General features: G+C 58.6%; 14 protein-coding genes. 6 read left to right on the top strand and 8 right to left on the bottom strand.

Translation table 11 applies throughout. From position 1 onward, the window contains the following. Positions 1-27: 27 nt before the first annotated feature. The 4 genes from AMR74_RS10085 to AMR74_RS10100 all read right to left on the bottom strand — a co-directional run bounded on the left by AMR74_RS10085 (position 28) and on the right by AMR74_RS10100 (position 5,418). Positions 28-1,089, bottom strand: coding sequence for a phosphotransacetylase family protein (locus AMR74_RS10085; protein ID WP_053771927.1), 1,062 nt, complete (start codon positions 1,087-1,089; stop codon positions 28-30). Beyond that, positions 1,082-3,229, bottom strand: coding sequence for an acetate--CoA ligase family protein (locus AMR74_RS10090; RefSeq protein WP_053771928.1), 2,148 nt, complete (start codon positions 3,227-3,229; stop codon positions 1,082-1,084). The genes AMR74_RS10085 and AMR74_RS10090 overlap by 8 nt, the downstream gene beginning before the upstream one ends. 101 nt (positions 3,230-3,330) lie before the next feature. Further along, a complete protein-coding gene (locus AMR74_RS10095) occupies positions 3,331-4,932 on the bottom strand; it encodes a PAS domain-containing sensor histidine kinase (RefSeq protein ID WP_077152276.1) in 1,602 nt (533 codons plus the stop codon). Positions 4,933-5,034: 102 nt separating this feature from the next. Then, a complete protein-coding gene (locus AMR74_RS10100; protein WP_053771929.1) occupies positions 5,035-5,418 on the bottom strand; it encodes a winged helix-turn-helix domain-containing protein in 384 nt (127 codons plus the stop codon). A 115-nt stretch (positions 5,419-5,533) separates the two neighbouring features. On the opposite strand from AMR74_RS10100, the gene AMR74_RS10105 reads away from it, so the two are divergent. From AMR74_RS10105 to AMR74_RS10110, 3 genes are all read left to right on the top strand, one after another. Then, complete coding sequence (locus tag AMR74_RS10105) at positions 5,534-6,166, top strand: helix-turn-helix domain-containing protein (RefSeq protein WP_053771930.1); 633 nt, start codon at positions 5,534-5,536, stop codon at positions 6,164-6,166. Positions 6,167-6,240: 74 nt separating this feature from the next. Beyond that, positions 6,241-6,399, top strand: a complete 159-nt coding sequence (locus tag AMR74_RS19110; protein WP_167551906.1) for a DUF7560 family zinc ribbon protein — start codon at positions 6,241-6,243, stop codon at positions 6,397-6,399. Between the two features lie 125 nt (positions 6,400-6,524). Beyond that, positions 6,525-6,980: a pyridoxamine 5'-phosphate oxidase family protein gene (locus AMR74_RS10110; RefSeq protein WP_053771931.1), complete on the top strand. Its 456-nt coding sequence runs from the start codon at positions 6,525-6,527 to the stop codon at positions 6,978-6,980. A gap of 505 nt (positions 6,981-7,485) precedes the next feature. Here the strand turns inward: AMR74_RS10110 and AMR74_RS10115 are convergent. Beyond that, the gene (locus tag AMR74_RS10115) at positions 7,486-9,951 is read right to left on the bottom strand and encodes an efflux RND transporter permease subunit (protein ID WP_053771932.1); all 2,466 of its coding nucleotides are present in this window, start codon (positions 9,949-9,951) and stop codon (positions 7,486-7,488) included. Between the two features lie 3 nt (positions 9,952-9,954). Continuing rightward, entirely contained in the window at positions 9,955-11,583 is a 1,629-nt protein-coding gene (locus tag AMR74_RS10120) for a COG1361 S-layer family protein (protein ID WP_053771933.1), read from the bottom strand. Between the two features lie 196 nt (positions 11,584-11,779). On the opposite strand from AMR74_RS10120, the gene AMR74_RS17160 reads away from it, so the two are divergent. From AMR74_RS17160 to AMR74_RS19865, 3 genes are all read left to right on the top strand, one after another. Beyond that, complete coding sequence (locus AMR74_RS17160) at positions 11,780-12,451, top strand: TetR/AcrR family transcriptional regulator (protein WP_077152277.1); 672 nt, start codon at positions 11,780-11,782, stop codon at positions 12,449-12,451. Positions 12,452-12,640: 189 nt separating this feature from the next. Beyond that, positions 12,641-13,882 (top strand): RNA-guided endonuclease InsQ/TnpB family protein, encoded by a 1,242-nt coding sequence (locus AMR74_RS10125; RefSeq protein WP_053771934.1) that lies wholly within the window; start codon positions 12,641-12,643, stop codon positions 13,880-13,882. A 43-nt stretch (positions 13,883-13,925) separates the two neighbouring features. Further along, entirely contained in the window at positions 13,926-14,096 is a 171-nt protein-coding gene (locus AMR74_RS19865; RefSeq protein ID WP_303646288.1) for an HVO_0758 family zinc finger protein, read from the top strand. On the opposite strand, the gene AMR74_RS18460 is transcribed toward AMR74_RS19865, so the two are convergent. Both AMR74_RS18460 and csg read right to left on the bottom strand, forming a co-directional pair. Continuing rightward, positions 14,093-15,688 carry a DUF7827 domain-containing protein gene (locus tag AMR74_RS18460; protein ID WP_077152278.1) on the bottom strand — a complete coding sequence of 532 codons (1,596 nt, stop codon included), beginning with the start codon at positions 15,686-15,688 and terminating at the stop codon, positions 14,093-14,095. The two genes, AMR74_RS19865 and AMR74_RS18460, sit on opposite strands and share 4 nt — an antisense overlap. A 732-nt stretch (positions 15,689-16,420) precedes the next feature. After that, a complete protein-coding gene (csg, locus tag AMR74_RS10130; RefSeq protein WP_077152279.1) occupies positions 16,421-19,264 on the bottom strand; it encodes an HVO_2072 family ArtA-dependent S-layer glycoprotein in 2,844 nt (947 codons plus the stop codon). Positions 19,265-19,334: the final 70 nt, after the last annotated feature.

Below are 19,334 nucleotides of genomic sequence, written 5' to 3' on the forward strand. Positions count from 1 at the left end.
GTCTGAGTCGGGGAGACGCGCCCGTTCTCAGACGAGCGCGTCGACGTCGACGTGGTCGCCGAGCAGCTCCGCCATCCGGTCGACGGTGCGGACGTCGCGCGTCCGGCCGCCGCGGACGACTTCCTCGGCGCGGTCGATGGCCGTGACCGTGTCGGTGTTCACGGCGAGGACGGGCGTGCCGGCGTCCGCGGCCTTGCCCAGCACCGCGCCCGAGGGGCGGTGGCCGCCGGTCAAGACGAGGCAGGCGACGCCGGAGGCGTCGAGTGCCGCGGTTTGGACGTCGGCGCGGTCGCCGCCGGTGATGACCGCGGCGTCGCGGGCGCGCCGGAAGTAGCGCAGCGCCTCGTCGCCGCCCATCGCGCCGACGAGGAAGCGCTCGACGAACGCGTCGGTGGGCGCGTCCGTGAGCAGCTCGGCGCCCAGCTCGTCGGCCAGCTCGCCGACGGTGACGCCGGCGAGCTCCTTCTCGTACGGCAGCGCGCCGAAGACGGTGATGCCCTTCGATTCGAGGAACGGGATCCCGTCTTGGTCGAGCGACTCGAAGGCGTCGTCGGACACCTTGTTGAACACGACGCCGGCGAGGCGGTCGCCGAACGCGTCGGCGGCCGCCAACACCTCGTCGAGGTCGTTCGGCGAATCGTAGTCGGCGACGAGCACCACCCGGGCGTCGAGCAACTCCGCGACGTCGACGTCGGTGAGATCGACGACGCCGCCGGTCGTCCAGCTGCCGCCGCCCTCGACGAACACCTGGTCGTTGTCGGCGGCGATCCCCTCGTACTCCTCGCGGATCCGGTCGCGCAGGGCGTCGGGATCCTCGGTGCCGCGGACCGCGCCCTCGACGAACGTCGGCGAGTAGACGACGGGCTCCATCTGGTGCATCTCCGCGTCCAAGCCGAGCACCTCGCGGGCGAGCATGGGGTCCTGATCGAGCGTCTTGCCGACGTTCGACTGGAGCCGCGTGCCCTTCGGTTTCATGTAGCCGACGCTGCGGTCGCGGTCGGCCGCGAGCCGCGCGAGGGCGACGGTGATCGCTGTCTTTCCGGCGCTGTCTCCGGTCGCGGTGACGAGTGTGGTGGGTGTGTCAGTCATCGGTGGGTGCCTCCGAGTCGGTGGCTTCGGGGTCGAGTGCCTCCGGGTCGACGGTGAGTCTCACGTCGACGGCGGCGGCGTTCGTGCTGCCGTCGTCGTCGGGCAGTGCGACGAGGGGGTTGATGTCGAGTTCGAGGATGGCCGGGAAGTCGGTGACCAGCTGCGAGAGCCGGCCGATCGTCTCGATCACGGCGTCGACGTCGACCGGGTCGCGGCCGCGGGCGCCCCGCAGCAGCGGCGCCGACTGGATCTCCTCGGTCATCTCGCGGGCCTCGGGCTCGGAGACGGGCGCGACGCGGAAGGTGGTGTCCTCCATCACCTCCACGAAGATGCCGCCGAGCCCGAACATCAGCAGCGGGCCGAACTGCGGGTCGCGGTTCATGCCGACGATGGTCTCGACGCCGTCGTCTAGGTCGACCATCTCCTGTACCTGGACGCCGAGGACGGTCGCGCCCGGCTGGTAGTTGCGCGCGCGGGTGACGAGGTCCTCGTAGGTGTCGGCCACGTCCGCGTCGGGGACGCCGACGGCGACGCCGCCGATGTCGGACTTATGCAGGATGTCCGGCGAGACGATCTTCATCACCACGTCGCCGTCGACGCGCTCGGCGACCTTGCGGGCACGCTCCGGCGAGTCGACGATCTCGCCGTCAGGCGTGGGGATGCCGTACGCGTCGAGCAGGTCCATCGCCTCGACGCCCAGGCGGTTGTCGTCGCGGTCGCGCACCGTGGCGAGGATCTCGCGGGCGCGCTCGCGGTCGACGTCGAACTCCATGGGCGGCGCGTACTCGCGGGCCTTGATGTCGCGGTAGCGCGCGAGCGTCGCGAGGCTGTCGATGGCGCGCGCGGGGTCGAAGTAACAGGGGATCCCCTTCGCCTGGAGCTGCTGTTTGGGCTCGCGGGTCCGGTCGCCGCCCATCAGGCAGGCCGCGACGGGCGCGTCCATCTCCTCGCTGACCGCCTCGATCGCGTCCGCGAGGTCGCCGAAGTCGATCGTCGCCGTCGGCGCGGCCAGCACGAGGGCGGCGCCGACGTTGTCGTCTTCGACGGTGATCTCCAGCGCCTCGCGGAACCGCTCGACGTCCGCGTCGCCGATCACGTCGACCGGGTTGTGGATGTTCGCCTCCTCGGGCATCGACGCCGCGAGCGCGTCGCTGGTCTCGCGGGTGAACGACGCCATGTCGAGGTCGGCGTCGCCCACCGCGTCGGTCGCCATCACGCCCGGGCCGCCGGCGTTGGTGACGACCGCGACGCTGTCGGTGTCGGGCAGCGGCTGGCTCCCGAGGATGCCCGCCGAGTCGAACAGCTCGTCGACCGACTCGGCGCGGATGACGCCCGCCTGGTCGAGGCCGGCCTCGTACGCCTTGTCGGAGCCGGCGAGGGTGCCGGTGTGCGAGGAGGCCGCCTGCGCGCCCGCGCTCGTCCGGCCGGACTTCACGGCGACGATGGGGGTGTCCTGGGTGGTCTCGCGGGCGGTCTCGATGAACTCGCGGCCGTCCTCGATCCCCTCCAGGTAGCCGATGATCACGTCGGTCTCCTCGTCGTCTCCCCAGTGGTCGACGAAGTCCGTCTCGTCTAAGACCGCCTTGTTGCCGAGCGAGACCACGTCCTTGAACCCGATCCCGTTGTCGTTGGCCCAGTCGAGGACCGCGGTGACGAACGCGCCGGACTGGCTCATGAAAGAGAGCCCGCCGGGGAGCGCGTTCTCGGGGCCGAACGTCGCGTTCATGCCCGAGGGCGTCGACATAATCCCCAGGCTGTTGGGGCCGACGAGGTTCAGGTCGTACTCGTCGGCTAGCTCCGCGAGGCGACGCTCCCTCGCCGCTCCGTCCTCCCCCGTCTCGCCGAACCCGGCGGTGATCACGACGACGTTGCGGACCCCCGCCTCGCCGCACGCCTCGATGGCGTCCAAGACGATCGAGGGGGGCACGACGATCACGGCGACGTCCGCGTTCGCGTCGGCGACGTCGTCGACGCAGGGCGTGCCGAGCACCTCGTCGTAGTTCGGGTTGACGGGGACCGTGTCGCCGTCGAAGTCGTCGAGGAGATTCGACGTAACGGCGCGGCCGACGGCCCCCTCGCGGGTGGTGGCGCCGACGACGGCGACCCGGTCCGGGTCGAACAGCTCGTTGAGCGTACCCATCAACGCGGCAGTACGCGAAGCGCCGGCTTAAGATCGGTGGGAGGTTCTTCGAAATCGGGTCCTACGGTGAACGATCGATCGGGTTTCGATCAACCGTCGGTCTACCCCGAGAAGAGATCGTGAGAGGCGTTGGGGTCTGTGGAACTCTCGGGGACATCGGCGCCGAACACGGACTCTGAGGAGCGGAACGGAGTACCACCGTCGGGCTCGGTTGCGGCAGGTTGAACCGCCGTCTCCGGTGGAGGGATCTGGTCAGCTTCAGGAAGCGTCAGATCGCAGTCGGCGTTCGGAACGGTGATCGTTACCTCGTTACCGTCAGCGTTGGTGTTGAACGTGAGTTTTCCGCCGGAGCGGTCGGCGATCCAGTAGACAAGCCACAGTCCCATCCCAGCGGTGTGATTCAGGTCGGTCATCTCCCACGAATCGGTGATCGGATTGTGCTCATCAGCTGGGATCGGCGGCGCGTTGTCTTGGACGGTGATCGCGACGTGGTCGTCTGGGGCGGTCACCTCAACGGTAACCCGCGGCGTGGTCGTCGCGTGTTCGATCGCGTTTTCGATGAGTTCCGTAATCGCGTAGTCCAACTCGGGGTGCGTGAGTGCCCGGAGACCGTCAGGACAGTCGACAGAGATCTCCGCGGCCGCCGCGTCGCAGTCGGAAAGTGCGTTATTTACCGCCGTTTCGACGAGTGAGTCGACTTGAAGGGGTTTCGGAGGCTCCCGTCGCCGAAGGAGGTCGATCACGCCACGCTGTTTCTCAGCCGACGTGAGGAGGTCGTCGGCGACACGGCGGATCGTTTCCGCGTGGTCGAGCAGGTCGGCTGCGAGCGCGGCAGCATCAAGGTCGGCTGACGACTCGGCCGTGGCGAGAGCGTCGTTTGCCCGGGCCGCAATCTGTTCGGCAGTGCCGTCGACAATGTTCATATCGTTGCGGATCGTATGTCGCAACAAATTGTCCATCACCGTGAGCTGTCGTTTTCGTCGGTACTCGTCGGTGACGTCACGAGCAAATCCGGTGACTGCGACGACCTCGTCGTCCTCAACGACCGGCTGACCGGGAACCCGCACCCAGCGCGTCCACGTGTTGGACGTTCCGATTCGATAGTCAAGGTTGATCGATTTGCCAGCGCTTAGGCGCTTCATCTGGTCTAAGACTGCTGAGCGGTCGTCTGGGTGGACGACCTCTACAAACGCTTGCGGCTGCTCACGAAGGGTCTCACGGTCGATCCCGTACACCGAACTTATCGCCTCGTTAACAAAAAGCAGTTCGCTCCAGTCAGGAGTAAACATCCACAACACATCCGGGGACGTGGACGCGATCGTTTCGAGCCGCCGTCGAGATTCGACCGCAGCAGTAACGTTTCGAGAACTGAGCGCCCATCCGTCGATCCCTGTTTCTTCTGGCGGGTAGACGCGTGTGTGGAGCCACAACCAGTCCCCGTCGGCCGTCTTGTATCGATACTCAAGAGTGGCGTCAGACTGGATACCGTTCTGGACTGCAGTCTCAAAGGCTGCGCGAACGCGGTCGACATCCTCGGGATGGACGAGTTCGAAGGCATCAGTGCCGATGAGCTCATTCGGTTCGAACCCGAGCAGTTTATGAGTCGCCGCGTTGAGGTACCGGAACCGACCCGTCTCGTCGATCACCGCGATTTTGTCCTGCGCGAGATCGATGAGGGTCTCTGGTTCCGGCTGCCGAGACATACGAGGTCTGTCTGCGAACTGGCGTAAAACGTTGTCCGTTCGATTATCACCCCCGAGAACGGTTGCCGCAGATCGAGGGTGTGTCCTCGCCGCGCGCGGCGGTCAGTCGGCCGACACACCGGGGGCGTCGGACGCGGCGGCCAGCGGGTCGCTCCCCTCGTTGTCGACCGTGAGCGCGACGCCGTCGTCGCCGAGTTCGATCGCGGCGTTAGCGGTGTCGCGGACATACTCGGCGGCATGGTCGCCGCCCGGGTCGAACCGAATCCCTTCAGCGAACAGCGGTGTCTCGCTCAGCAGCTCCACCTTCCGGTAGGCGGTCGAGAGCGCGATGTCGCAGTCCTCGGCCAGTTCGCTCGTCGTCTTCGGCGTCGTCGCGGCCGCAAGAATCGCCCGGCAGTCGGCGTCGGCGAGCGCTTCGAACGTGGCGTCGAGCGCCGCGTCGTCGGTCGTCGTGGTGCCGTCTGTCGTGCGCGGGGGACGTTTCATATCTGTACGTACCCGCTCCAGCCCCCCGAACGGTGGCCCATCATATGCGGGGGGTTTTATACCGCGGCCGCGCGCCCGCCAACGTTTTTGCCCGGGACGGGTACGGACGAACGAGATGGGTTCGGGAATCCGGGCGGAGGTCTCGCTGCCGACTGCGCTGTCCCCGTTCGACGGTGTCGTCGACGGGGCGACACCGGCCACGGAGGTGACGCGCTGTACGCCCGCAGCCGACCGCGAGCGCGTCGTCGTGGAGTTCACCGCGGACGCCGACCTCGCGGTCCCCGACGGCGTCGAGGTCGTCTTCGACTACGGCGGCCGGGCGGCGTACCGCTTCGACGCCGCCGTTGATCCCGACTCGCCGTTCGCCGTCCTCGACCGCCACGAGACGCCCGTCTCGGAGGCGACGGTCCGCGACGGCCGGCTCCGGATCACCTTCCACGCGACCGACCTGCCGACGCTGCGGTCCGTCCTGGAGGCGTTCCGCGACGCGTGCCCGGACATGGAGGTGAAGCGCCTGCTCCAGTCGACGACGACGCCGACGGAGTCGGACCTCGTCACCGTCGACCGGAGTGAACTGACCGAGCGGCAGCGCGAGGTGCTGGCGGCCGCTTACGAGGCGGGCTACTTCGACCACCCCAAGGGCGCCAACGCCGGCGAGGTGGCCGAGTCGCTGGGGATCGGTCGGTCGACGTTCACGGAGCACGTCGCGGCCGCCCAGCGGAAGCTGTTCGGGTCGCTGTTAGAGTGAGGATCGTTCATCACATTTCGAACTCCCGAGAATCCGAGGCCCGTTTGATGGGCGTGGGGACCGTACGCACAGGTATGACGGGACGATCCACCCTCACCTTCGTCTGCCCGGAGTGTCGGCGCTCGATCGAGGTGGACGACGCGATGCGGGCGACGCTGCTCGAGACGGGCTGTGTCGTCTGCGGGGCGCCGGTCACCGAGGAGGACATCGGCGGGGCGCCGGCAATGAGCTAGCGGCGCCGGTAGTGTTCGGTTCACGGCCCTCACCCGACGGCGGCGACGCCCACAGCGGCGCCACACCTCCCGGAGACCCCGCTCTGTCTCGTGTCCTTTATCACCTCGTGCGAAGAAATTCGGGTATGCCGACGAACAGCGAGGTCGAGATGTCGCCGGCCGAGGTGGACACGCATCTGTCCCGCCACGAGACGGGCGTCCTCGCGCTGGCGCGCGACGACGCGCCGTACGCGATCCCGATCTCGTACGGGTACGACGCGGACGACCGCGCGCTGTACCTCCGGCTGGTGTCGACGCCCGACAGCGAAAAGCGCGAGTTCCTCGCGTCGACACCGGAGGCCCGCGTGGTCGTCTACGACGACGAAGACGACGAGTACGCGAGCGTCGTCGGCGTCGGCACTCTCGAACGGGTCGACCTCGGCGAACTCACCCCCGAGACAATCGCGCAGTACGGCGAGGCGCGGCGGCCCCTCTTCGAGATCTGGGCCGACGACAAGCCGGACCTGGACATCGAACTCTACCGCTTCAACCCTGAGACGTTGACGGGGCGGACAGTCGTCGTCGAACGCGACGGAGAGTAGTCGGAGTCGGAAGCATTTGGAACCCGTCGAAAAGCGTGGTCAGTGGTGAAACCTGACAAGTCAGAACAACGGTGTCAGCTTATGGACAGCAATGCTGGGACAGCGTCAGACCCTGTTTCAGGTTCGGGAGGCCGCAAATGTTTAACCGAAGCTGAGTGTGTCTCAGACGAGCACTCTTGCTGAAGTGAAAAGCCTCAGTCAGGTTTGGAAGCGACTGTTTAGCGCAGGGAGAGTATCAACTGCGGGATGCCAGACCCTGTCACTGGGATACGCTAATAGTTCCGTGCCACGGCGACTATTGAGGGTGTCTCATGACAGCGTCTGGCAAGACGACACTAATTATGATATCTATTTCAATCTATCGAACCGTACAAATTCTTGTCACAGAGTGTTCAGAGCTGCGAGAAGAGTACATTAAGAGCGTTCTTCAGGTCGAGTGTGAGTATTCCGTTTGATATTGAGTCAAGGGTGCTTACAACTTGTCAAAATCTCATAATAAAAGTCGCTAACCGGCTACATTAGCGTCAAACCCGGACCAGACACCTTGGTATCGCTCCCACAACAACACAGCAGGAGGGAGCGCGATGATAGTAAAAATAAACGAGTAGACGACACTGATTGCCATCAGTAGGCCGAAGTCACCTAAAACAGGCGTGATAGCGAGTGCGAGTGCGCCAGTTCCGAGTGACGTGGTGAGCATGCTACCGAGGAGTGCACCGCCGGTTCCAGAGAGTGTGATAATCATAGACTCATAGGCGTCGGCGCCGGCGTTGTACTCATCGACAAACCTATGTGTTGCATGAACGGAATATGCGATCCCCAACCCAATCGATATTGAGAGAATTGTGCCTGTCAGAGCGTTTAGAGAGATGCCAAGATACCGCATTGTGCCAAGTAAGAACGCAATTGCGATCAAGATGGGGAAAACGTTCACAACCCCAAGAAGTGGCTTGCCCTCTAACACGCCATATGAGATGATTAGGAACAACGCGGTCAACGCGAGCGCAATAATAAGTCCTTGAATTGAAGAATCAAAAATAATATCGGTCACAGCATCAAACACGACGACTTGGCCAGTTGCCGTTGTGGTGTAGCGGAACTGTTCTGCAAATTCTCTGGCATCGGTAGCAGCCTCACCCTGCGAGGCACTGGAGTCAATAGCATACTCAACCTGTGCGTTCCGTCGGTCAGGCGTGAGGTACTGTTCGGCTCTATCACCGGCCGAAGACGAAAACAGCACATCGTATATCCGGCCAAGATTGCGATCAGGAATACCGTTCCCATCAACGTCATTTTGCGCAACGAGCCGTGCGAACTCAGGGTTACGCTCGGCGTGTGACTGGATTACGGTCACAATACTTGTTGGACGTGCAGAGCCACCATCATCGACAGCGAGCGCCCCAACTGCATCATCATTTGGATCAGCCAGTGCTTCGAGTGCGTGGTCCTCCTCGAAGTTGCCCTGGACATACAATTTTACTGACTGATCTTGGTTTGTGGAGAAGCGGTCCTCCAAGAGATTAAGCGTCTCAGTGACAGTGTATTCGCTCGGTGCAAAGGGTTCTGGGAGGCTGGTTATGTAGTCTGGCTGTTCTTCAGGCGGGAGAAAGTCTTCAGTCTCGAAGGACGTGTCGACCCCACTACCATACACACCTGCCATGCCGCCAGTGACGAGTAGCACAACGACGAATGCAATCGGTGCATACTGGCTGGCCTGTGTCGGAAGTGTGAGGATCTTTCCAATGGTTGAGTCCTCAGACGAGATGGGCGCTGAATTGAATTCAGGCACATTATAAGCTTCTCGCAGTTTGTCAACCTCGAGTTTGGCTGCTGGAAGAAATAGGCCAAAAATGAGGAAGGTGAATATAATCCCAATGGCTGAGGCGATCCCCACGTTTCGGATCGGTGTGAGATCGGAGATCACGTTTGCTCCAAATCCAAATACAGTTGTCACTGTCACAATAATAAACGCAATAATTAGTTGGTTGTTTGCCTCACGCATCGCTTCTGTGGCCCGATATCCGGCGACAGCTTCCTCACGGTAGCGGTTGATAATATGTATCCCAAAGTCGACACCGACCGCAAGCAGCAGTACAGGGACGGTGATCATTTGTTGGTTGAATGGGATTCCAGAAAGTCCGAGGAACCCAAAAGTCCAGACAACAGTCAGCAACAGTGACAACAGCCCCAAAGAAAGGTCAATTGGATCACGGTATGCAACGACTAAAAATAGCAAGAGCAGGATAACAACTACAGGCATCACGATTGTAAGTGAGTCGCCGATAACGTTGGCGGTTTCAGCATTTGTGACGCCACTGCCGAACGCTGTGAGTTGGCCAGGCTGATCTTCTGCGATTGACCGAATTGTTGTTTGGAGGCGCTGTAAGTCAGCGAACCCAGGGGGCACATCATGTGTCACAACCGTGATGGAGGCAGATGCACTCGCGCTCGTCGGATTAAAGTCAGTGGCTAGCGCGCCGGAGAACCGCGGGTTATTAGCAAGCTGACGGACAGTCTGGCGGACACGCGATGGACTTGCCGTCTTGATGGCCTGCCGTTGTTCGGTGATTGTTTGTGCTGACGGGTCAAGTGTTTGCGCAACAACAGTAGCAGGCCCAGTTGCCGAGGCTACACGGAGGTCATCTCGTGCCTCAACCTTCTCTAACACCAGCAGATTTCTGAGTAGTGCCTCTCTCGTGAGAACATTACTTCCAGAGTGGATAATCTGTGTTGATTCTTGCTCTGGTTGGAACGGGTCTTCGAACTCTTGGTTGACCGCATCAAGCGCCTCTTGCTCTTCAAGCCCTTCAGTAAACGAGTCTGTTGCTTCTGTATCGGTACTAACTAGTCCAATCCCTCCGGCGAACACAAGCGTGAGGACAAGGAACACAACAATAACTCGGCGTGGGCTATCGACGATGCTGTCGTTTAGCCGCTGCGTCCACGCCTCAATTCGCTCGCCGAGCGACATCGGTTACTGTCGCCTCCGGTAGACCACAAGTCCTCCAGTCCCGACAACGAGAAGAACGACAATGATGACAGGGATGGGTAGTCCACCGTCCTCAGCTTCAACCACATCAACCGGAAGCCGGAACGTATCGGTGAGCTGGCTATCGCCGTCGCTGTCATCATAGCGGAAGTCGAACGAGATTGGATACGTACTCCCGGGTGTCGCAGAGCCGGTTGCAGTTAGCTCAAACGTCATCGTTGTGGTCTCACCAGGCTCGATCGATTGAACATACCCCGTGTCAGTTTCACCAGTATCCAGTGGATCGTCGGCGAACAGTCGGGCCTCAACGTCGCTAGCAGTCTCATTAAGATTACTCGTCACAGAGACCTCAACGGTCCGAGAGCCACCAGACTGAATCGTACGATTTTCTACCGTGACAGCAAATCGGTCACGCTCCGGTGCGACATCGGCATTAACAACTAACTTTTCGAACGCCCTCAGTTCTTCATCTTGATTCCGGTACTGGACCGCCATGTCAAGTGAACGAAGGCCAGCCTCAGCCTCGCCACTCATTGAGATTGGCAACGAGAACTCGCTTGACTCACCGGGCTCAAGTGTACCAACTGCCGTCGAGCGTTCAGCAGGAATCACACTCTGTGATTCACCCGCGTACTGGACTACAACACTGCGGGCTGGCAGAGGACCTTCGTTCCGGACAGTGCCGATGAGGTCACCGTCTTCTCCGACACGGAGTTGTGACTCGATGTTCGTAAGATTAAATGTCTGTTCTGTGAGCGGAAGCACGCCGATCGAAAGACCCTGGTCAGTGCGTCTGATGCCATCAGGGTCATCAAATGTGACTGTACCTGAGAGCGTGTACTGCTGTACGGGCAAGTCCGGTGACACGCCTACATCGTACGCAACCGTTGCAGTCTGACCGGGTCCAATTTCTGGAACACGGATAGTGTCCGACTGCCCACCACTTACGCTGACGCTGCTGCTCTGTGTAGTGAACGTAACATCAGCACTGCGGGCGGTCTCTGATCCAACGTTTTCAATTGTCGCTTTAACAGTACCAGAGTCACCAACCTGTGTGTCACTTTCAACGTTAACGACCTGGAACCGAGCATCGTCGCGAACACGGACCTCAAGCTCACGATCAACCGTTCTTTTTCTTTCATCACCTGAAGAGAAGTATGTGTAGCTCAGATCGAAGTCAATTGTGTACGTTCCAGGGTCAATATTATCAGGAACGTTAATTGCGATTGGGAGTGAGCGAGGAGTTGATTGAGTAACTGTACCGATTGGTGTCTCCCCAGATTCAATGGAGATTGGACCGTCTGCTTCTGCCTCAACGCGAACACCTCGTGCTGTAGTAACACTCTCAGCTAATGAGGTCGGGCCAAATCTAAAGTCACCATCGTTGGCAACTGTAACTTCTACCTGATTTGTCTGGCCAGGGATGAGGTTTGGATTTGTGGCGTAAACATCCAAATCAGGAGAACCCCCAACATTCGAAGTTTGTGCGAGCGCTGATCCGTCGCTTATTGGATCGTCAACACTAGCGAATTCCGCACCGACGAGTCCAATACCAACACCGCTGGTAGCAAGCATACCCACAACAAGAACAATTGATACGAGTCTAGTGCGCATATTTTACCTCCTCACGGTATTCAAGCCATCTAAGTGAGAACACTTGTGGGTTACAACCATACAACCAAATTCACTGAAACGGCTTTGTTGCACAATAAAATCTACGTCCGCGAATCAATAAACGCTTTGTTCTTGAGATTCTATTTCCGGTATGGTTGACCAGACAACCGACCGCGACGGATATGAGGGTTAGATAGTGACACAGTTCACCGACGCAGAACGAGAGCGTATTCGAGCAGAAATGATTGATGCGGGTCGTGAGCTTTTCGCACAGTTTGGGTTCGACCGCACTCGGGTGAGTGATATTACAGATGAAGTGGGTATTGGAACAAGCACGTTTTATCAGTTTTTTGAGTCAAAAGAAGAATTGTATTTTATAGTTTTAGTTGAAGAACGGAATCAGTTGTTTGATGAACTCGAACAGGCAGTTACACAAGCAGAAACACCCCAAGCAGAAGCCGAGATAATTCTTCGGACGACGCTAAAGCAAGTTAGGTCAAACCCGCTTATCAACCGGCTTTTTGTCAAGGGTGAAATTCGCCGAATTGATGAGCGGATGAGTGGAACCCGGTTTGAGAAGTCGGCAAATGAAGAACAAGACAGCCAAATAGAACAACACAATGTCACGGATACGGTGAACTCTCAGTTTGAACAAGAGTTCACGCAGGTCCTACCACAGCCCGAACAGTGGGTCACTCATGATGATGTCCAAGTGAGTAATCCAGACGTGATTCGAGGCATAATGCGTTCGCTTCTATTTGTTACACAGGCAAAAGAGACGCCAGTCATTCCAGAAGAGATGTATGGAGAAGTTGAGGAGGCGTTGATTGATGTGATTGTGGCAGGATTATTTAGCGATGAAAACTGAACCGCCACAGGACCAAGTATCAGGGCACTCGGTCTGCTCGGCCTGTAGACTACACAACAGAGCAGTGTAGATACGTTCCGCATTTTATCACCGGACAAGGCGAATACCCCGAGGCTTGACCTTGGGGATCAAGCCGACACACGCTGATACAAGCCATTAAGCTAACACGTTCCTAATCAAAAGACAGCGATGGAACATAGTCACCGCTACCGCGCCTACCTGACAGACGAGGTAGCGGAGCGACTGGAACATCATCTGGACGTTCATCGCCAACTCTACAACCACGTCCGCTGGGACTACGAGAACAGTCCAGAGGACGACAAACCGCCCGAGTACGACCAGAACAACAAACTCCCAGAGTGGAAACGTCGGTGGCCGATATTCGGTGAACTGCACTCAAAAGCCGCACAAGCCACCGTTGCACGATTCCACCGTAACCTCTCGAACCTTCGTAAGAAGAAAGAGAAGGGGTACAACGTCGGTCGGCTCAAACGACAAGCACCCACAGAGTATCGAAGTGTGACGTACAACCAGTCTGGTTTCGACCTCGATGAAAAGAGGGGCCGAGACAGGTTTGCTTACGTTCGCTTCAGCAAAATCGGCTGGGTCAAAATCCGTTACCACCGCCCGATTCCTGACCACGCCACAATCAAAGAAGTCACGTTCAAGAAGGAGACGACCGGCGAGTGGTTCATCTCCTTCGGACTCGAAACAGATGATGCCGACCTGCCCGAGAAACCCGACGTGGGAACGCTCGATGCGAGCAACAGCGTGGGTATTGACCTCGGCATCCTCAACTACATCCACACGAGCGACGGCAAGACCGTTGACTGGCTCGACCTCGAAGACGAGTACGAGCGACTCCGACGCGAGCAACGCAAACTCTCGCGGAAGGAGAAAGGGTCGAAAAGCTACGAGAAACTACGGAAGAATGTCGCCAAGGTCAAGCGTCGGATTCGTCGGAAGGTGCTGGACTACCAGCACAAGATTACGACGTGGCTCGTCAAGACGTATGACGCCGTGTTCGTAGAAAACCTGGATGTCGCTGGAATGCTTCAGGGCGACGGTAACGCTCGGAACAAGCAGGATGCGGCGTGGCGACAGTTCATCACACTCCTCGAATACAAAGCCGACCTGCACGGAACGCACGTCGTGCAGGTCGAAGCCCGAGGAACGACGAAGGAGTGTGCGTCGTGTGGCGTGGAGACGGCGAAACCCATCTGGGTGCGGGAACACTCCTGTCCGAGTTGTGGGTTCGTGACGGACAGAGACCCGAACGCGGTGATGAACGTCCTACAGCGCGGCTTTTCTGAGTTAGGGCTGGGGTGGCCCGAAGAAACGCCCGTGGAGACTGTGGCCGCTACGGATACCGCTAATTTCCAGCGTGTGTCTGCAAGTCACGTCGTGGAAACGGGAAGTCTCGGGGCTTGACCCCGAGGCGATTCACTTGCCACTTCAAGAATATCTTTGACGTATGAAGTCGACACGGAAAGGACTGCGAGACGGCGACCTGTTTAACGACACGTATGATAGATTGAACTGCTCAGAATGCGAAACAACCCTAAAAAAAGAGAATGACTCTGATGAAGTGTTCTCCGTGCGCACTTGTCCGGAGTGCGGCATTGAGTTCAAGGAGTTGCGTTAATTAATCTTCGTTGGCCCAGCAATCACGGTTCCATCTTGTTTGACAGCAACATCAATATTGAACTCATCAGCGGGCTGAGAGAGCTCAAGGGTACAACTAATGGTGCCGTCAGTATCTACTGTGGCTACGCAATTGACAACCTGACTGACACCACCATATTTCTCATCAGCCGTGACACGAATAATCACGGAGCTGTTTGACGCGAGGTTAGTGTCGGCCGTCAGTGATAGCCGGGTGGAGTTACTGATGCTATGGTTTGTTAGTTCAGCGGTGGGTTCAGACACGGTGAATGACTGTTGATGTGAAACCCTCGGCACTGAACTCGGCGCTGATTCACCAACATCAAACATAATCGCATACTCACCCGGCTCCAGTGCGTTTGTGTCAACTCCCACAGCGAGACCGGATATACTGTCGTTGTATACGGGGTTAACGACAGCAAGCGGGTCAGTAGGCGAATCACCTTCTGTCGAGATTAGCCGAAGGTCAACACCATGGCCAAGAGTACCTTGACCAGCAAGACCATATGTAATAACGCCGTTGCTCTGATGGACTGTGTTACCGTGTTGAAGCGTAACGGATACGTCTTGTGGGCCTGTGACCTCGGGATTCTCAATGTCATATGCGACACGAAGTGTGTTGTTCTTTGAGATCTCAACTGGTTGGTCAAGTGAGATCGCGAGGCGCCCGTCTGTGCTCGTCTGGATACTTTGAATGGATCCTTTCAGCGAGCGGTCGACGTATCCGTTCTTGTTTGCGTCGATTCCAAGCACGTCGATATCGGATTGAGTAACACGTTGAGTTGCCGCGTGGGACCGAGTGTGACTGCCCTGATACTGAACTGAGACGGAACTGAAGGAGACGGTCTCGTTACTATTCACTTCAATTGTGTGGGTAGTCTCAACACCAGGAGTGCTATCAGCAGGGAAGACGAGGTTTGATGATGGAGTTGATGAAGTGAGGATACCCCCTATCCCGGTAATCGGAAGCCGTGTCCAGAACTCATCACCACGGGCAACCTCAAGCGAGTCTGTATCAGCAGTGTCAGGAGAAGCGGTTGTCGACAACTGCGCCTTGTTTTTTAGCGCCGAATTAATCTGTTTGTACGACGTCTCAGCGGGGACGGCTGTGGTCGTGCTATTTGGGTTGACCGGTTCAGTGATCATAAGCACCGCCGCGACACTTGTTTTGTCGCTTGAAACGATGAGATTATACCGGCCGGTGTTGAGTGCGGCCCCTTCTGACAGTCCAGATTCAGACACAAGTCGGACTGAGTCACTACCAGCAGCCGTGAACCGGTTGTTCTTATCTACACCAACTGGGTGGAGCGTGTTGAGTTGAACAGTAACGGAGCCATCTTCATCGGTGTCGTAGGCATGGAGTGTTGACTGATACTGCTGATTCGGTGCTTGAATGGTGAGTGTGACTTCATCAGTGTCACGCATCTGTACTCCAAGGGTAGCCACGTCGCCTTGCGTCACGGTTGTCTGTGCCTTATCAAACCCAACTGCAGGAGCTGACTGTGGCTGTGCGGCAGTTGACATACTGAGCGGCATAGCGAGGCAGACAACCGCAAGGAAGAGAATCGCCATGCTGAGCGAAACGCGTGTATTCATAATCAACTCACACTACCGTTCTCGCTTGTAAATACTTTCTGTGGGCCCCTTTATGCCCGCCTCACAAAAATCCTGAATGTGTGAAAAAGAAACATGATCTCGGTGAGGCGTCGTGTTGGGCCTGTCACAACCGAGGGGTCACCATCGATGTTTTTCACAGCGCTGTAGTCGACGTGCTTCTCAAGCTCAAAGCCCCCGACAGAGTACGAGTAACGGCTTCGTGGCAAAGCCACTGGCTGACTGTCCAGCAAACCTGAGACTCCCAATCTGCAGGATTGACCTGCTCGGCCAACACCGGGTGGGAGGCCCGCGCCCTCAACGGCGGGAGGATGTCACATATGTAGGAGTCAGTCGGTCGCAGTATGCCGGTTGTGTCGTCCCATGTCGGTTTCCCCTCCGGCCTACTCACTCTCCTTGTTACGCTTCGGTCGCTCCCAGAGGCCGGAGGTTCCACCTCAAAAACGCTGAGGCGATCCACGACGCTTCTCGTATTCTCTGGGGGACGCACAAACGGTGTGCTATCTCACGAAGGAATCCTCGACCTTCAGGGCAGGAAGAACATCAAACCCATCGTAAACGGCTGAACTCTTTTTTGCTTCTAAATACTATCCGCTGCGCTAGCAGCTGGTGAGCCTTGTACAACCGCAAAAAATGAAAATACGCACCGCAAGGGCCGAACGGAGTGATCCGTTCGGTTATTAGCTGGCGTTAGTTGTTGCGACGGGTCGCGAGCAACGCAGCCGCGATGAGCGCAACGAGGGCGACAAGCGCGCCGAATCCGGGCGTGCCGTCTTCGGTGCTGCCGTCGCCGCCGTCGCTGCCGTCGCCGCCGTCGTCACCGTCGGAAGCGCCGTCGTCGCCGTCGCCACCGTCGTCACCGTCGGAAGCGCCGTCGTCGCCGTCGCCACCGTCGTCACCGTCGGAAGCGCCGTCGTCGCCGTCGCCACCGTCGTCACCGTCGGAAGCGCCGTCGTCGCCGTCGCCACCGTCGTCACCGTCGGAAGCGCCGTCGTCGGTCTGCCGCTCTTCGACGATTTCGACGTCGGTGGAGTCAGTGGTGTCACCACTGTCGGCCTCGAGCGTGTACGATCCCGTCTCGAGGTCGGAGGTATCGATGGTCAGGGAGAACTGGCCATCGTTGCCCCACTCGTCGACAGACGCAGACTCAACCGAGTTATCGTTCTGGTTGAGCACGTTGAGCACGATGGAGTTATCTTCAGGCTGGAGGTTCGTCGAACCCTCCACGACCATCGTCTCACCAGCAGCGACGGGGTTGATTCCGTCTGCCTGAGCGCCTTCCGGGTAAACCGAGTCAAGCGAGACCGAAGCCTCGGTGACACGGAAGGTCGTCGAAATCATCAGGTCGTCCGTCGCATCTGCCTCAGTGGTCTGAGAGACAATCCGGTCACGGACCTGATTGCCGGTAAGCGACTGGTCCTCAAGGTCGGTGATGAAGCTCGACAGCTCATCGATGGCGACCGTATCGCCCGAAGCGTTCGGGAGGTCGCCGTCACCGACGGTGCCGTCACGACCAAGCGAGATGACGTGGCCGGATGCGGCGCCCTGTGAAAGGTCGACGCTGACATCTTCCTCGTCGAACGTACCGTCGTTGTCAACAGACACTTCCGTGACATCAACGTCGCCACGCTCGCCAACGAAGGCAACAACAACATTCGACTGCCCCTCTGCAGTCCCGTTGACAGTCATCGTGTTGTCTTCAGTGGCGAACTGGCCGTCAATGGTCCCGAACTGAGCCGTGAGGCCGCCCGACTCAACGGAGATCGTGGCACGGGTGCCATCGTTGCTGGTCCACGACGAGGTGTTAATTTCACTGTCGTCACCGGAGTCCAGCTGGACGTTGCGTGCGTCGTCCGCGTCGATTACGCCAATCTGGTACTGACCCTCGAACGCCAGGATGTCATTACCGCCACCGTCACCGTTCGAGAGAGTGACATCCTCGACTTCGAAGGTATCGTCAGAGTCAACGTCAATGTTGGTCTGACCGTTGACCTTGACAAGCTCCCAGTTGTCGTTGTTAAGCGCGTAGAGACGCACCTCGTCAGCCGCCTCGGCGGTGCCGTTCACGTCAACTTCCGAACCGATGGTGTACTCATCCGTCGGACTGTCAAGTGTGAGTTCACCCTCGGTGACTTCGAGGTCGACATCGTCTTCGAGGTTGTCACTGTCTAGCGACGACGTGTTCGTCTCGCTAGAGTAGACCTCGACAGTAGCATCACCAGTATCGAGGAACTGGGTTTCTATCGACCCGACGGCCGTCGTGCCGTCGATCTCGATGATAGCGTACGCGTATTCGTCGTTACCCGAGTTGTAGCCAGTCTCACTGACGTCGTCGACGTTCCGGAAGATGTCAGCAGCATCTTCATCGCTGACACCATCCGCGAAGTCGTTTTCGTCAATAGTGACGAGGCGGAACTGACCGTCGGTCCCACCGCTCACCGTGTAGTCAACGTTGGAACCCTGCGTAACAGAGTCTTCTGCGACATCAATCGAGAGCTCGTCCTCGGTGGTGAGCTCGATCGTGTACTCCTCAATCACGCTATCCTGGTCGATCTCGTCGTTACCTTCAAAGATGACGGTGTATTCACCGGCATCTTCGTTTTGAAGATTCAGGCCGACGCTGGCAGCATCACCGGTTTCGTCGCCTTCACCGTACTGGAGGACATCGTCGCCGGTCAAGACTTCATCGGTAATATCAGCGCCACTCGGGTCCTCCACGGTGATGGCAAGGCCTTCAGCGTCGCCGAAGTTCCACTCAGCAAAGACCTTGAGATTGGCCGCAGAGTCGGGACCAACTTGGCTGACGTCGCTTCCGCTACTCAGCTGGACCTCTGCGGTCGTGATGTCGGGCGAGATGACCGTGGTACTGAAGCCACCGTCACCATCGTCGGGACCATTCAGGTCATAAGTACCCGTTTCCTCGTCTTCCGGAATCGGATCCTGAAGCGGCGTGCCCTCACGGTTGCCGGACGTGCCGGAGAGTTCGCTGTGCGAGATTATTCCTTGAGAAGCGTTCCCGACGAAGACAACGTCGTCTTCACCCTGGAAGACGGTATTCCCGTCTGCAACAAGGTTGCTACCAGAGGAACGATCTTCTGGTGCAGTCACATCCGCGGTGTCAGTGTCGAATCCGGTGGTCGAAACCACGTCGCCAGCACTCACATCAGGCACGTCATCCGAGTCGAACAGGTGCGCAGTGTGCTGACCCGGGAACCCGCCTGCGTCACTAATTGTGACGGTAGCGGTACCACTGCTATCAGTGGATCCAGTGTCGGAAACACCGGCGAGAACCGCGTCTCCGTCGTTTTCATAGGTGACAGCAATAACGGCACTGCTACCGTTGTCACTGCTAAAGTCGCTATAGTCAACCTCTACTGTACCATCGTCGAGGGTCTGGTCCTCAAACGTGACCGACCCATCGTTGACTGCCGCAGCGGCCGGCGCTGCAGCAAAGCCAACTGCCACCATAGAGATTACCATGATGGCACTGAAGAAGACCGCGTTGGCCTTCGAGCGTGTATTGTCGTTTGTCATTGTTTGGTTTTTGTCAGCATCCGAGTACGCCAGTCGTTTTGTCCGCGACACACCGTCTCAGCTTCGGTCT

It is taken from the genome of Halorubrum tropicale (assembly GCF_001280455.1).
Lineage (GTDB): Archaea > Halobacteriota > Halobacteria > Halobacteriales > Haloferacaceae > Halorubrum > Halorubrum tropicale.